General features: G+C 64.5%; 10 protein-coding genes. 7 read left to right on the top strand and 3 right to left on the bottom strand.

The genetic code is table 11. The annotated features are described in order from the left end of the window. The first annotated feature begins 1,166 nt into the window (after nt 1-1,166). The 3 genes from aspS (at nt 1,167) to AB4097_RS16855 (ending at nt 5,033) form a co-directional block, all read left to right on the top strand. On the top strand, nt 1,167-2,975 hold the full coding sequence (aspS, locus tag AB4097_RS16865) for an aspartate--tRNA ligase (RefSeq protein ID WP_442041619.1): 1,809 nt from the start codon (nt 1,167-1,169) through the stop codon (nt 2,973-2,975). Continuing rightward, the gene (locus tag AB4097_RS16860; protein ID WP_442041617.1) at nt 2,972-3,826 is read left to right on the top strand and encodes a glycosyltransferase family 2 protein; all 855 of its coding nucleotides are present in this window, start codon (nt 2,972-2,974) and stop codon (nt 3,824-3,826) included. The genes aspS and AB4097_RS16860 overlap by 4 nt, the downstream gene beginning before the upstream one ends. 112 nt (nt 3,827-3,938) lie before the next feature. Further along, nucleotides 3,939-5,033, top strand: a complete 1,095-nt coding sequence (locus tag AB4097_RS16855; protein WP_442041615.1) for an acyltransferase family protein — start codon at nt 3,939-3,941, stop codon at nt 5,031-5,033. Here the strand turns inward: AB4097_RS16855 and AB4097_RS16850 are convergent. Then, nucleotides 5,005-5,625: a CatB-related O-acetyltransferase gene (locus AB4097_RS16850; protein ID WP_442041613.1), complete on the bottom strand. Its 621-nt coding sequence runs from the start codon at nt 5,623-5,625 to the stop codon at nt 5,005-5,007. The two genes, AB4097_RS16855 and AB4097_RS16850, sit on opposite strands and share 29 nt — an antisense overlap. Before the next feature lie 99 nt (nt 5,626-5,724). Here AB4097_RS16850 and AB4097_RS16845 point away from each other — a divergent pair, with 99 nt between their 5' ends. Beyond that, complete coding sequence (locus tag AB4097_RS16845; protein WP_442041611.1) at nt 5,725-8,028, top strand: NADP-dependent malic enzyme; 2,304 nt, start codon at nt 5,725-5,727, stop codon at nt 8,026-8,028. Nucleotides 8,029-8,180: 152 nt separating this feature from the next. Here AB4097_RS16845 and AB4097_RS16840 read toward each other — a convergent pair whose 3' ends face one another. Beyond that, on the bottom strand, nt 8,181-10,040 hold the full coding sequence (locus tag AB4097_RS16840; RefSeq protein ID WP_442041609.1) for a hypothetical protein: 1,860 nt from the start codon (nt 10,038-10,040) through the stop codon (nt 8,181-8,183). Between the two features lie 83 nt (nt 10,041-10,123). After that, the gene (erpA, locus tag AB4097_RS16835; RefSeq protein ID WP_009764549.1) at nt 10,124-10,450 is read right to left on the bottom strand and encodes an iron-sulfur cluster insertion protein ErpA; all 327 of its coding nucleotides are present in this window, start codon (nt 10,448-10,450) and stop codon (nt 10,124-10,126) included. An 88-nt stretch (nt 10,451-10,538) separates the two neighbouring features. On the opposite strand from erpA, the gene AB4097_RS16830 reads away from it, so the two are divergent. The 3 genes from AB4097_RS16830 (at nt 10,539) to AB4097_RS16820 (ending at nt 15,074) form a co-directional block, all read left to right on the top strand. Then, nucleotides 10,539-11,753, top strand: a complete 1,215-nt coding sequence (locus AB4097_RS16830; protein WP_442041606.1) for a deoxyguanosinetriphosphate triphosphohydrolase — start codon at nt 10,539-10,541, stop codon at nt 11,751-11,753. A gap of 50 nt (nt 11,754-11,803) precedes the next feature. Continuing rightward, entirely contained in the window at nt 11,804-13,564 is a 1,761-nt protein-coding gene (gene argS, locus AB4097_RS16825) for an arginine--tRNA ligase (RefSeq protein WP_442041604.1), read from the top strand. Between the two features lie 106 nt (nt 13,565-13,670). Continuing rightward, entirely contained in the window at nt 13,671-15,074 is a 1,404-nt protein-coding gene (locus AB4097_RS16820; protein WP_442041602.1) for an SPOR domain-containing protein, read from the top strand. Nucleotides 15,075-15,115: the final 41 nt, after the last annotated feature.

The following is a 15,115-nucleotide window of genomic DNA, read 5'->3' as shown; positions in this document are numbered from 1 at the left end:
TCCCATTCCTCATCCGTCAGGTCGGTCGGGTAGCGCCGCCGCTCAAAGGCCTTCTGGCGCTCGCGATGTTCTTTGGTCCACATCCGCCTCATGTGGGCTTGAGACTACCCCAATCCGACCCCGTGCGACATTCTCAAACGGGCACTAAGTTCCCTTTGAAAAGGTATAGAGCGGATGCGCTTTCTGCAGTCGTTTTCACAGACCCATTGATCGTAATATCAACTTTAATGGTCCCGTAACTATAGATGCATCGATTACTGCTGGCTGCATTGCTGCTTACATGGATTCCTCCAAACTCCGTAACCAAAATCGGTTCATTCGATTGAATCTCTAATGGTTGATCGGTGATCTGATTGATCGTGATCGTCACCTCGGATGCTCCTTAGTCTGAAAAAATCTCTAGAGTGGCTGCGAAGATGCCAACTACGGAAAATTTGATTACATAAAATAACATTTCATTCGCTCGCTTTCAATTGCATTCATTATGATTTTGCGGAGCACAGCTGAGGCAGAAAGCATCTTTCCCAGGTCAGATCACCAATACGAGGTCCAGGCTGACACGAGGCGGAAGCGAGCATTTTGTTCACATTATGTTCTTGACAATCGTCCTAATCTTGGCTATATCGTTGCTGTCCGGTCTCATGAGGGACGCGCCCGAGGCGTCGGCGAAGGAGGCCGGATACGGTTCTGGCCGCTGACGGGAAAGACGCTGTCCCGCCATGCCGGGGTCCTGAGTGGAGGAACCAGACGCCGGACCTGTTCGGGCAGGCTTGCGGCGTCGGTCTCCCGAGCCTCGCCGGCACCGGTGCACCCGGAGCTGCGCGACAAGACGCGCCGTAGCGCCCTCTGAGGGTACGTCCCTGACGGGCTGGAGAGCGAGGCTCAGGATCGAAAAGCCGTGCGCGGGAGACGGTTGTCTTCCCGTCCGGGCGGATCTCCCGTCCCGACCCGATCTTCGCGCGCTCCGCTGGAGCGGGAGAAGACATCCAAGTCCCGCGCTTCCCTCGACCAATGAGACGAGCCAGGACCAGCCGACAGCCACTCGCCCCGTCAGGGGCGGGAGCGCTGCCGTGTGAGGTCATTTCGTCCTTCCGCCTTGACTTCCCCCGGCTCCCATGGATGTTGCGCTTCAAATCGAACCAGCAGGCTTTCCCATGTCCGCCTCCATGCACCGTTACCGTTCCCATACTTGCGGCGCGCTCCGCGAATCCGATGTCGGCCAGGTCGCCCGGCTCTCCGGCTGGTGCCACCGCATCCGCGACCATGGCGGCGTGCTGTTCATCGACCTGCGCGACCATTACGGCATGACGCAGTGCGTGATCGATCCGGATTCCCCGGGATTCAGGCAGGCCGAGGCGGCCCGGTCGGAATGGGTGATCCGGGTCGACGGCAAGGTGCGCAAGCGCCCGGCCGGCACCGAGAACCCGGAGCTGCCGACCGGCATGATCGAGGTCTACATCACCGACATCGAGGTGCTGGGCCCGGCGGCCGAGCTGCCGATGCCGGTCTTCGGCGACCAGGAATATCCCGAGGAGACCCGCCTTACCTACCGGTATCTCGACCTGCGCCGCGAGAAGCTGCACAACAACATCATGAAGCGCGGCGCGATCATCAACAGCCTGCGCTGCCGCATGCAGCATATCGGCTTCTTCGAGTTCACGACGCCGATCCTGACCGCCTCCTCACCGGAGGGCGCGCGCGACTTCCTGGTGCCGTCGCGCATCCATCCCGGCAAGTTCTACGCCCTGCCGCAGGCGCCGCAGCAGTTCAAGCAGCTGATCATGATCTCCGGCTTCGACCGGTACTTCCAGATGGCGCCCTGCTTCCGCGACGAGGACCCGCGCGCCGACCGCCTGCCGGGCGAGTTCTATCAGCTCGACGTGGAGATGAGCTTCGTCACCCAGGAAGACATCTTCCAGACCATGGAGCCGGTGATCCGCGACACGTTCAAGGAGTTCGCGGACGGCAAGCCGGTGACCGAGGTCTTCCCGCGCATCCCGTATTTCGAGTCGATGCTCAAATACGGAAACGACAAGCCGGACCTGCGCAACCCGCTGATCATCGCCGACGTGTCGGAGGTCTTCACCCGTGAGGACGTGACCTTCAACGCGTTCAAGAACGTCATCAAGTCCGGCGGCGTCGTGCGCGCCATCCCGGCCACGGGTGCCGCCACGCAGCCGCGCTCCTTCTTCGACAAGCTCAACGACTGGGCCCGCTCGGAAGGCGCGCCCGGCCTCGGCTACATCGTGTTCGAGGAAGAGAACGGCCAGATCACCGGCAAAGGCCCCATCGCCAAGTTCATCCCCGAAGCCGCGCAGGCCGCCATCCGCGAGAAGGCCGGCATCAAGGCGGGTGACGCGGTGTTCTTCTCGGCCGGCGTCGAGGACAAGGCGGCATCGCTCGCCGGCAAGGCCCGCACCCGCATCGGCGAGGAGCTCAACCTCATCGACAAGGACCGGTACGAATTCTGCTGGATCGTCGACTTCCCGCAATACGAGTGGAACGAGGACGAGAAGAAGATCGACTTCTCGCACAACCCGTTCTCCATGGCGGATTTCGACCACGACGCCTTCATGGCTCTCGACCCGACGGACAAGGACACGATCCTCAAGATCACGGCCTTCCAGTACGACATGGTCTGCAACGGCTACGAAATGGCCTCGGGATCGATCCGCAACCATCGTCCCGACCGGATGGTGAAGGCCTTCGAGATTGCCGGCTACGGTGAGAAGGAGGTCATGGAGCGGTTCGGCGGCATGTATCGCGCGTTCCAGTACGGCGCGCCGCCCCACGGCGGTATGGCGGCGGGCGTGGACCGCATCGTGATGCTGCTCTGCGGCGCGCATAATCTGCGCGAGATCACGCTCTTTCCCATGAACCAGAAGGCGGAAGACCTGCTGCTCGGCGCGCCCTCCGAGGCGACCCCGAAGCAGCTGCGCGAACTCCACATCCGGACGAACCTGCCGGAGAAATGAGCCGCCAGGATGTGACCGCTATCGTCGTGACCTTCGACAGCGCCCACGCGCTGCCGGAGTGTCTCGGCGCGCTGCGGGCGGACGGCGTGCCGGTGATCGTGGTCGACAACGCCTCGACGGACGGCACCGTCGCCATGGCCGAAGGGCAGGGCGCCTGCGTCATCCGCAATGTCCGCAACGAGGGCTATGGCCGCGCAAACAATACCGGCGTTCGGGCGGCCGAGACCGAGTTCGTGCTGATCGTCAATCCAGACTGCATCGTCGACAGGGGCGCCGTCGCGGCTCTCGTCGATGCGGCGCGGCGCTATCCCGATGCGGTGTTCTTCGCGCCGCAGATCGTCGAGCCGAGCGGACGGGTGTTCTATCAGCCGCGCTCCCTCCTCGCCGCCTCGCTGACCAATCCCGGCGGCAAGCTCGTCGTGCCGGAAGGCGAGGCCTGCGCGCCGTTCTTCTCCGGCGCCTGCTTCCTCATCCGCCGTGAAACCTTCCTGCGGCTCGGCGGCTTCGACGAGAACATCTTCCTGTTCTATGAGGACGACGACCTCTGTCGCCGCGTGGCGGATTCTGGCTCGGCACTGGTCTATGTGCCGCAGTCCGTCGTGAGGCATGGACGCGGACGGTCGAGCGGCGACAAGCCCGGCCGCATCTTCGCCTCCCGCTGGCATCAGGCCTGGTCGAGGGCCTATGTGAGCCGCAAATACGGGCTGCCGAACCCGGCACCGGGCATGTTCGCCGTCAATGCCCTCAAGACCCTCGGCGCGAGCCTGACGTTCCGGCGCAAGCTCGTCGAGCGCTATGGCGGCTCTGCGGCGGGATCCTGGGCTGCCATGAGGGGGCGCAAGGCGTTCTGAAGGGAACCACGGTGCGACCGCTCCGGCATATTGCCGTGCTGTCGCGGTTGATTTAAGGCCTGTCATGACAGGCTCCGACAGCAGGCGCCGGAGAGAAGGTATAACCGGCACGATGGCTCGTCCGCGTCCCTGGCAAGGTGTAAAGGTCGAGAGCGCGATCGCCGGGCCTCACAACAACCTCACCCTGATCCGCCTGGGCCTTGCCCTCGCCGTCGTGGTCTCCCACGCCTTCAGCGTCACCACGGGCGAACTCTCCGACGAGCCGCTGGTCGCGTCCACCGGGTTCACCCTGGGCGAGCATGCGGTGAACGGATTCTTCGCCATCTCCGGTTTCCTCGTCACCATGAGCTTCGACCGGCGCGGCTGGCGCGACTATGCCATCGCCCGGACCTTGCGCATCGCGCCCGGCCTGATCGTGGCCGTGCTTGCCGTGTCGCTCCTCCTGGGCAGCGCCATGACCACGCTGCCCATCGGCGAGTACCTCGGGAGCCCGTCCTTACGCCGCTTCATCACGGCGACGCTCACGAGCTTCAAGAGCAACACCGAATTGCCGGGAGTGTTCTCCAACAACCCTCTCGTGCTTCCCATGGGGACCGTCTGGACCCTCAAATACGAGGTCATGTGCTATGTGGGCGTGTTCCTCGTGGGGCTCCTGGGACTGCTGCAGTCCCGGGCCGTTGCGCTCGTTCTCGTGGCCGGGCTGGCGCTGGGCTTGGTGGGGCTCGGTCTCCTGCTGCCCGATGCTCCCAAAGGCATGGAAACGGCCCTGCGCCTGCCGCTGATCTTCGCCTTCGGCGGCGCGCTCTATGTGTGGCGCAGCCGGGCTCGCTTTTCGGGGCTCCTCGTGCTGGTGCTCCTCCTCGCCACGTGGCTGAGCGCCGGGACCTTCCTCTACAAGACGCTCCTGTTCCTCGCCTCCACCTACGGCATCCTGTGGCTTGCCTTCGCTCCGGCGCTCACGCGCTTTTCCTACGAGCCCAAGGCGGACCTGTCCTACGGCACGTATCTCTATGGCTGGCCGATCCAGCAGAGCCTGCACACGCTCTGGCCGAGCATGGCCGCCGGTGCGCTGCTGGCGCCGTCGCTGGCGGTCACCCTGCTGGTTGCGGCCGCGTCATGGTACCTGATCGAGAAGCCGGCGCTTGGCCTGAAGGCCAAGGCGCTCGGCCGCCGGACCCTCAGGACGATTGAGCCCGCAGCACCTTGACGGCCGCGACCAGCTCGCGGATTCGGTCGCTCTGCAGGAGCGGGATCAGGGCTGCGATTTTGTCCCGCGGCAGGTCCCACCATTGTGCGTCGAGCAGGGCCGCGATGGTCTCCTCGTCGAAACGGTAGCGGATCACCTTGGCCGGATTGCCGCCGACGATGGCGTAGGGCGGCACGTCCCTGGTCACGACGGCATGGGCAGCGACCACGGCGCCATGCCCTACGGTCACACCAGACATGATGATGGCGCCGGAGCCGAGCCAGACATCGTGGCCGATGATCACGTCGCCCCGGGAGGTGTGGTAATCCTCGCTCCGGGGCGCTCCGGGCCACAGACCCCGGAACGCCGAGAAGGGATAGGTTGTGCCCCACTCCGTGCGGTGGTTGCCGCCGAGCAGGATCTCCACCTTGTCGGCGATGGAGCCGTAGCGCCCGATGGTGAGCTTCCGTCCCGACTCGGGGAACCGGACCTTGGGCTTGCCGTAGGTAAACTCGCCGATCTCGTAGCCGTAGCGTCCGGCCATCCAGGCCAGGTGGACGCGGGTCTGATTGTGCGGGTTGCGCCAGTTCTTCAGGTGATGCCGAAGCTTCATCGCGCGTCCCCGCAGCTTAAGACAAGAACATTGACGGCAGGGTGAAGGGCGCGCACAAGAGCCTCCATAGTGGTTTGGTCAGTGCAAGGAGCGTCGGGGATGGGAGACAACATCTCGCAGGATCTGAAGTCGGGAGCGATGTTCTACCACCAGCATCCGCGCCCCGGAAAGCTCGAGATCCAGCCGACCAAGCCCCTCGGCAACCAGCGCGACCTGGCGCTCGCCTATTCTCCCGGCGTGGCCGCGCCCTGCGAGGCCATCGCGGCCGATCCGGCGGAAGCCGCCAACCTCACATCGCGCCAGAACCTGGTGGCCGTGATCTCCAACGGCACGGCCGTTCTGGGCCTCGGAGACATCGGCCCGCTTGCGTCCAAGCCCGTGATGGAGGGCAAGGCGGTCCTGTTCAAGAAGTTCTCCGGCATCGACGTGTTCGACATCGAACTGGCCGAGAAGAACGTGGACAAGATGGTCGAGGTGATCGCCGCGCTCGAGCCGACCTTCGGCGGCATCAACCTCGAGGACATCAAGGCGCCCGAATGCTTCGAGGTCGAGGAGCGGTTGAAGGCCCGCATGGGCATCCCGGTTTTCCACGACGACCAGCACGGCACGGCCATCATCGTGGGCGCGGCGGTGACGAACGCGCTCGAACTCGCCGGCAAGCGCATCGAGGACGTGAAGATCGTCACCTCGGGGGCGGGCGCCGCGGCGCTCGCCTGCCTCAACCTGCTCGTGTCGCTCGGTGCCAAGCGCGAGAACATCTGGGTCACGGACATCGAAGGTGTGGTTCATGAAGGCCGCAACGAGCTCATGGACCGCTGGAAATCGGTCTATGCGCAGAAGACCGATGCGCGCACGCTCGCCGACGTCATCCCCAATGCGGACGTGTTCCTCGGCCTGTCCGCCGGTGGCGTCCTGAAGCCGGAGCTGCTCGCCCAGATGGCGCCGCGACCGCTGATCATGGCGCTCGCCAATCCCTACCCCGAGATCATGCCGGAGGCGGCGGAGGCCGCCCGTCCCGACGCGATGATCTGCACCGGCCGCTCGGATTATCCGAACCAGGTGAACAACGTCCTGTGCTTCCCCTACATCTTCCGCGGCGCGCTCGACGTGCAGGCGACCACGATCAACGAGGAGATGAAGGCCGCCGCCGTGAAGGCCATCGCCGGGTTGGCCCGTGAAGCCCCGTCCGAGGTGGTGGCGCGCGCCTATGGCGGCGAAGCGCATCCCTTCGGCCGCAAGTCCCTGATCCCGAGCCCCTTCGATCCGCGCCTCATCCTGCGCATCGCTCCGGCGGTCGCCAAGGCGGCGATGGATTCTGGCGTCGCGAAGAAGCCCCTGGAGGATCTGGAGGCTTATGCGGAATCGCTCGGCCGCTTCGTGTTCCGCTCCGGCTTCATCATGAAGCCGCTGTTCTCGCAGGCGAAGGCCGATCCGAAGCGCGTGATCTATGCCGAGGGCGAGGACGAGCGCGTGCTGCGCGCCGTGCAGGTCGTCGTCGAGGAAGGCATCGCCCGGCCGATCCTGATCGGGCGCCCGAGCGTCGTCGAGGCGCGCATGAAGCGCTTCGGCCTGTCCATGGAGATCGGGCGGCACTTTGAGCTGGTGAACCCGGAGGACGACCCGCGCTACCGCGATTACGTCGCCACCTACGTGGAGGCTGCGGGACGCAAGGGCATTACGCCCGATGCGGCGCGGACGCTCGTGCGCACCAACAACACCGTCATCGGCGCGCTCGCCGTGAGGCGAGGGGATGCGGACGCGCTGATCTGCGGGCTCGAGGGCCGCTTCCAGTCCCGCGTCAAGCACATCAAGGACATCATCGGGCTCGCGCCCGGCGTGCACGAGATGGCGGCCCTGTCGCTCGTCATCACGTCGAAGGGCGCCTACTTCCTCGCCGACACGCATGTGCAGTTCGATCCGACGGCGGAAGAGATCGCCGACATGACCATCGCCTGCGCCAGCCACGTGCGTCGTTTCGGCATCGAGCCCAAGATCGCGCTCCTGTCCCACTCGGATTTCGGCGCGGCGGACAGCCGCTCGGCGCTGAAGATGCGCGAGGCTTTGGCCTGCATCAACGAGCGCGCGCCGGATCTCGAAGTCGACGGCGAGATGCAGGCGGACGCGGCCCTGTCCCAGATGATCCGCGAGCGCGTCAACCCCAACTCTCGCCTGAAGGGCGAGGCCAACGTGCTGATCATGCCGAACCTGGACGCGGCCAACATCGCGTTCCAGTTCACGAAGGTCCTGGCGGATTCCCTTCCCGTCGGCCCGATCCTCATCGGCCCGGCCAAGCCCGCTCATATCCTGACCCCGTCCGTGACGGCACGCGGCATCGTCAACCTGACGGCCATCGCAGTCGTGGAGGCGCAGGCGGCGGAAGAGGATCAGCCGACGCTGATTTGAGGCCATTAAGCTCTAAGGAGAGCCCTCATCCTGAGGAGGTGCGAAGCACCGTCTCGAAGGACGAGGGCGTCTCCAGTGCACTCTGGACGATCCTTCGAGACGGTGCTTCGCACCTCCTCAGGATGAGGTTGAGTTTAGTTAGAAGCGCGGGACTACTCCGCCTTCGCGCTCACATTCAGCTTGTCGAGAATGGCCTTGGGATCCGGCTGCACGACCGCTTCCGCGATGCCGAAGCCTGATGGGTCCTTGGGGGTTGCGTTGACCGTAAGCTTGCCGGGCTTCGCGATGAAGCGGGCGATAGCCTGGCTCAGGGTCTGAGCCTGTTCGGAGTTGCCGATCATCGCCGGCACCACGAAGGCCGCAGCCGCGGCATAGGTCCGGCGCAGGGCTTCCGGCGTCGTCTTCTGCTCCTTCGCGGCTTGGGTCATGTAGCGCTCGAACAGGCCCTTGTTCTCCACCGTAAGATCGAGCGCCTTCGCCTTCGCACCGAGCAGCGCGACGGTTGCAAGGGCCGTATCGGCGTTGAAGATGTCCTTGCCGACATTGCCGATGCGGCCGGTCAAGCCGATGCTGCCCATGTCCTGACCTTGGAACGAAACTTCGTTGAGCATGATTTCACTCGTGGCCTCGTTCCAGGCGGCGGCGGCGAGGAGCGACACGTCGACGTTCTTGTAGCCGAGTGCCAGAAGCTCCTTGATGCCGTCGTCTGTGCTGTTCGACGGCAGAGCCATCGCAAAATTCTGCAGGCCGATGCGAATATTGGTCGGAACGGCGTTGACGGGCTGGTCGGCGGTCAGTTCGAAGCCTTTCAGTCCGGCCTGAACCTTCACTTTCTTGCCTTCGTCGTCGGTGGTTCCGTCGATGGAGAGGCCTGACAGGCGCAGCGTCCCCAAGGTCGGGACAAGGCTGCGCATCGCGGCAGGGTCGATCTCGTCGAAGGATTTGCCCTGGAGGGCTCTCAAGCCTTCGATCGTTTGCTTGAACGAAAAGCCGGTGAGGCTCAGGCCGTCGATCCTGACGTGGTTGTCCTTGTCGGAAAACTCGAAACCTTCCCATCGCACGTCGGCCGGCTGAGCATCCGTGCCTCCTGCATAGGCGATGCGGTTGATGCGCGCCTGACCGGGCGAATCCTTGCCTTTGGAGTTCACCTCGATGCTGGACGCCTCCATGACGCCGATGTGGAACGCGTCGAGGAGATCGGCGATTGCCGAAACGAGACGAGCTTGATCACCGGAGGACAGGTCCTTGCGCTCGGCCATCTCGGTCAGGGCACCCACGGTGCCTGTCCAGGAATCCTTGGTCGGGCGCCCCTGGAAATCGCGCCCGCTGAAGCGTGCGATTTTGATCGTCACCCCATCTTCAGCATCCGCAACCTCGGTGTTCTCGATAGAGAACCCGCCGTAGATCCTGATGAGCGGAGCGGAGGCGCTGTCGGCCTTCGTCTCATAAAGTCGGGCGAGAGCCGGCAGATCGAGTTCGTCCAAGCGCGTGCGGCCCGTGCTGATCAGCGCCGTGTTCGCGTCGCCGCTCGTCTGCGTCGCACTCGTCTCGATCAGGATCGATGCAACCCGGCCGTCGGTGATGTTGCTCAGCGTGGCATTTCGGTAGGTCGTCGTCTGTGACTGCGCGCCGATGGTCTGCTTCACCCGCGCCTCGGGAATCGTGATCTGTTTCACGGTGATGCGCTTGAGGCGGCTTTCCATCGGCTCCGTCGAGGTCGAGGAAAGCAGCGCCTCGATATCGGCCCGCGATGATGAGACACCGGAGAACTCGATCCGCTTGGCTTCATAGGTCGTCGACCCAAACGTGAAGTTCACGTTCTCCAGGCTGAAGCTGTCGGCCGATTGCGCGAACGCCGCGCTCCAGAGCGGAACCTTGACGGCTCCTACGGCAATACGGTGGCCGCCATTGTCGACCACGAGGTCGCGGATCACGGCAGGCTCGAACTGCAAAGCCGCAGAACATGCCATCAAGCCGAATGCGCAGACGCCTGCGCGATAACGAAGTCCCATCTTGTCCCCCAGGCCGGCGAATCTGGCGCCGGTCGAGCCTTAATGAAAATGCCGGAGGGAGAATAGGGCGCTGCGAAACGATTTTACAACGAGAACGAGGTGCCGCAGCCGCAGGATGCGGTCGCATGGGGATTCTCGATCTTGAAGGACTGGCCGATCAGGTCGTCCACGAAGTCGATCACGGAGCCGTCCATGTACTGGATCGACACCTCGTCCACGACCACGGTGGCCCCATCCCTTTCGATCACGAGGTCATCGTCCTGCCGGGTCCGGTCCACGTCGAAGGCATACTGGAACCCGGAGCAGCCGCCTCCGTTGACGCTGATTCTCAGGTGGGAACCCGCAGGCTCGGACGACATGATCTCGTTGATGCGGCGGGCGGCGCGGTCAGTCAGGGTGATACCGGTCATGGGCACTTCCAGTCCTCGCAAGGACGCAATTCTTGCATAAGATGTTAAGAGCAAGGTAAGTGCGCGCTGACAAGGCTTCAACCCGGGGATGATTGTGCGGCCCTTTGGCGAGAGATGGCGAGCCCCCTATGCCTGCGACCCTTGGGGAAGCAGAGGCCGGCTGTTCCCGGAGGCGGTCTCGCCGACGCGCAGCGAATTCCAGCGCGACCGGGACCGGATCATCCATTCCTCGGCCTTTCGGCGCCTGAAGCACAAGACGCAGGTCTTCGTCTATCACGAGGGCGACCATTTCCGGACCCGGCTGACCCACACCATCGAGGTGAGCCAGATTGCCCGGGCGCTCGCCCGTTCGCTCGGCCTCGACGAGGATCTGGCCGAGGCGCTGGCGCTGTCCCACGACCTGGGCCATACGCCCTTCGGCCATACGGGCGAGGATACCCTCGACGAATGCATGGCCGGGTTCGGCGGCTTCGATCACAACGCCCAGGCGCTGCGGGTCGTCACTCGCCTGGAGCGCCGTTACGCGGAATACGACGGGCTCAATCTCACCTGGGAAACGCTGGAGGGATTGGTCAAGCACAACGGACCGCTCCTGGGTGCCGATGGGCAGCCGACCCTGCGCTATGCCGCCCGGGGCGTTCCGCTGGCGATCCTCGAATACAACGCCCAGCAGGACCTGGAACTTGGCACCCATGCCGGAGGAGAGGCCCAGGCGGCGGCCATTGCCGACGACATCGCCTACGATGCCCACGACATCGACGACGGGTTGCGGGCCGGGCTGTTCAGGATCGAGGAATTGCGCGAGGTGCCGTTTCTCGACGGCCTCCTGACGGATATCGACGCGCGCTATCCGACCCTCGAACTCTCCCGGCGGATTCACGAGCTGACCCGGCGCGTCATCACCCGCTTCGTCGAGGATGTGGTCGCGGAAGGAGAGCGCAGGATCGCGGCGCTGTCTCCGCAGAGCGCGGAGGATATCCGGCGGGCCGACGACACCATGGTGTGCTTTTCGCACGCCATGAAGGAGGCCGACGCCTCCATCAAGCGGTTCCTTTATGCCCGTATGTACCGGCACCCGGACGTGATGCGGGTCCGCGCCCAGGCGGACGCCGTGCTGCGCGACCTTTTTCGGCGCTTCAAGGCCGAGCCGGAGCTGATGCCGGAGGAATGGCAGGCCGACTTGCCGAAGGACGACGAGCCCCGGCTCGCCCGCCGCGTGGCCGATTACATCGCCGGCATGACGGACCGCTATGCGATCCTTGAGCACCGGCGCCTGTTTGACGTGACGCCGGACCTGCGCTAGGCGGCACCCATGGAATTCCGGGGCCGAAGGCCCCTCAGAGACAAAGTACCATGAATATTTTCGGGCTGTTTGAGAAGCGGGTTGCGGATGCGCTCGGCCGGTTGGCCGAGGCGGGTAAGATACCGTCGGGGCTGGACGTCAGCCGCGTCGTGGTCGAGCCGCCGCGCGACCCCTCCCACGGCGACCTCGCCACGAACGCCGCCATGGTGCTGGCCAAGGAGGCGCGCATGAACCCGCGCGCCCTGGCCGAGCTTCTCGTCGCCGACCTCCAGGGCGATCCGCGCGTCACCAGCGTGGAGATCGCCGGTCCCGGCTTCATCAACATCCGCCTCGAGTCTTCGGTCCTGCACGAGGTCCTTCGGGCCGCCGTCGTCGACACCGACGGTTTCGGGCGGAGCGGGCAGGGGGCTGGTTCGCCGGTCAATGTCGAGTATGTCTCGGCCAATCCGACAGGCCCGATGCATGTAGGCCATTGCCGGGGCGCGGTCTTCGGCGACGCCCTGGCCGGCCTTCTCGATTTTGCGGGCTACAAGGTCACCCGCGAGTACTATATCAACGATGCCGGCGCGCAGGTCGATGTCCTCGCCCGCTCGGCCTATCTCCGCTACAAGGAAGCCCTTGGCCACGATATCGGCGCGATCCCGGAGGGACTCTATCCTGGCGACTACCTGAAGCCGGTCGGCGAGCGGATGGCAAAGGAATACGGCACGAGCCTGCTCGACAAGCCGGAATCCGAGTGGCTGCCACTCGTGCGCGAGACGTCCATCGACGCCATGATGGACATGATCCGGGACGACCTCGCGGCCCTCAATATCCACCACGACTTGTTCTTCTCGGAGCGCTCCCTGCAGTTGGGCCCGGTGGATCAGGTCAAGGAGCTCATCACGGAGCTGCGCGGCCGCGATCTCGTCTATATGGGCCGCCTGCCGCCCCCCAAGGGACAGAAGGACGAGGATTGGGAGGACCGGGAGCAGCTTCTGTTCCGCGCCACCGCCTTCGGCGACGAGGTGGACCGCCCGCTCCTGAAGTCCGACGGCTCGTATACCTATTTCGCCTCCGACATCGCCTATCACCGCTCCAAGTTCGAGCGAGGCTTCGCCTCCATGATCGACGTCTGGGGCGCGGACCACGGTGGCTACGTGAAGCGCATGCAGGCGGCCGTGAAGGCTGTTTCAGACAATAAGGCCGACCTCGACGTGAAGCTCTGCCAGCTGGTGAAGCTGCTGCGCGGCGGCGAACCGGTGAAGATGTCGAAGCGCTCGGGTGACTTCGTGACGCTGCGCGAGGTGGTCGACGAGGTGGGCCGGGACGCCGCCCGCTTCATGATGATCTTCCGCAAGAACGATGCGACCCTCGATTTCGACCTCGCCAAGGTGGTCGAGCAGTCCAAGGACAACCCGGTCTTCTACGTCCAGTACGCCCATGCCCGCTGCGCCTCGGTCCTCCGGCAGGCTGGAGAGGCGTTCCCGGGCGTGGACTTTTCGGCGGCTCAGCTCGAGAAGGCGGATCTGTCCATTCTCCGTGACGAAGCGGAAATGGACATCGTCCATCGTATTGCTCAGTTTCCCCGGACGATCGAGGCCGCGGCAGAAGCTCATGAACCTCACCGGGTCGCATTTTATCTTTACGACCTGGCGAGCGCCTTCCACAGTCTATGGAATAAGGGCAAAGACTTGCCGCAATTACGCTTTGTTAATCTAACTGATAAAGATTCAACACAAGCGAGACTCGCTCTCGTGCATGCCCTCAAGGGCGTGCTCGCATCTGGTCTCGCAATCCTGGGCGTCACGGCACCCGACGAAATGCGATAGTGTTTCTTTAAGCGGATCAATCGCTTACGAAGCATTCGCGTCGGGTCTCGTCACGTCGTGCAGGCGGAGCAACGGTGCTCCTGTCGCGTAACTGGAGATCCGGCGCATGAGCGAATCAGTGAAGCCCCGTTTTGCCGTCGACCTCAACGAGATCGAACGGCAACTCGCGCAGGCGGGTACCCCGCAATCCCAGCCGGCTACCGCCGGGCGGACCGATCCGCTCGCGGAATTGGCTCGAATCGTGGGGCAAGACGACCCATTTCAAAGCATTTTGGCCAATGACGGCGCCAATCGTCCACGCCAGCAGGGCTCCTCAATCGACGATCTTTTCGCCTCCCGCGACACCGTGCCGCAAGGGGCTCGCGAGGTGCCGGTCCGTGCACCGCAGGGAGGTCACGCCGCGCCGTCGTTCGATCTCGGCGGATACCCGCAGAGCCATGTCCGCACCCCTGAGCCCGCTTACTCCCGCCAGTCCGGTTCCCAGGATCACGATGCCTACGGCAACGAGGCCTATGCGCAGGATTACTATGCCGACCAGGCCGGGCATTACGCCGAGCAGGGTTACGATCAACCGCAGGATTACGCACCGGTCGAGAAGCGTCGCTCCCGCAAGGGCATGGTCGCCATTGCGGCGGTCGTCGGCGCGGTCGTGCTTGGCGGCGGAGGAGCTTATCTGGCGTCGGGGTCGTCGGCGGTCACCGGGGGTGAGCCCCCGCTCGTGAAGGCCAACAACGAGCCCACCAAGATCCAGCCGCAGAACCCCGGCGGGGTCGAAATCCCGAACCAGAACAAGCAGATCTACGAGCGCGCCAACCAGAATACGGCAACCAAGGTGGTCAACCGCGAGGAGCAGCCGGTCGACTTGCAGCAGGCCGTGCGCATGAATGGAGGCGCCGTGGCCGATGCTACGGGCGGTACAATCCCCGCTGGCACGGTCAAGCCTCAGCAAACCGCCAGCCTGAATCTCGGAGAGCCCAAGAAAGTCCGCACGGTCACGATCCGTCCTGACGGCACCGTGGCAGGTTCGGAGCATCCGGCAGCCCAGCCGGCGGCGCCCGCAGCCATGACCCTACCGCCCCAGGCTCAGGCGACGCCGGCCCCCGTCCAGACTGCATCGGCCCAGCCCCGTGCGGCCGCGAGCACTCCGGTCGCGGCTCCCGCCACGCCCGCTCCAGCCCCGAAGCCGGCCGCAGCCACGCCCGCACCGACGCAGGTCGCGTCCGTCCAGCCGGTTGCCCCGGCGGCTACGGCTGCGGACACGACGCCCGGCGGCGGCTTCGCCGTGCAGCTCGGCCTCGCGAACTCGGAAGCCGGTGCCCAAACCGCCTTCGCATCCTTCCAGCGTAAGTATCCGGACCTCGAAGGCATGCCATCCCTTATCCGCAAGGCCGAGGTGAACGGCAACACCATCTATCGCGTTCGCGTCGGACCCCTATCCAAGGAGGAAGCCTCCTCGCTCTGCTCCAAGCTGCAGGGCCAGGGCGGACAGTGCTTCGTCGCCAAGAACTGAAACAGCTTGGCGGGCAAGATTCCTTGACCCTGTCGAGCAGG

This window comes from Microvirga sp. 2MCAF35 (assembly GCF_052115545.1).
Taxonomy (GTDB): Bacteria; Pseudomonadota; Alphaproteobacteria; order Rhizobiales; family Beijerinckiaceae; genus Microvirga.
Note: the sequence above shows the minus strand (reverse complement) of the source record. Positions and strands in the feature narration are given on the sequence as shown.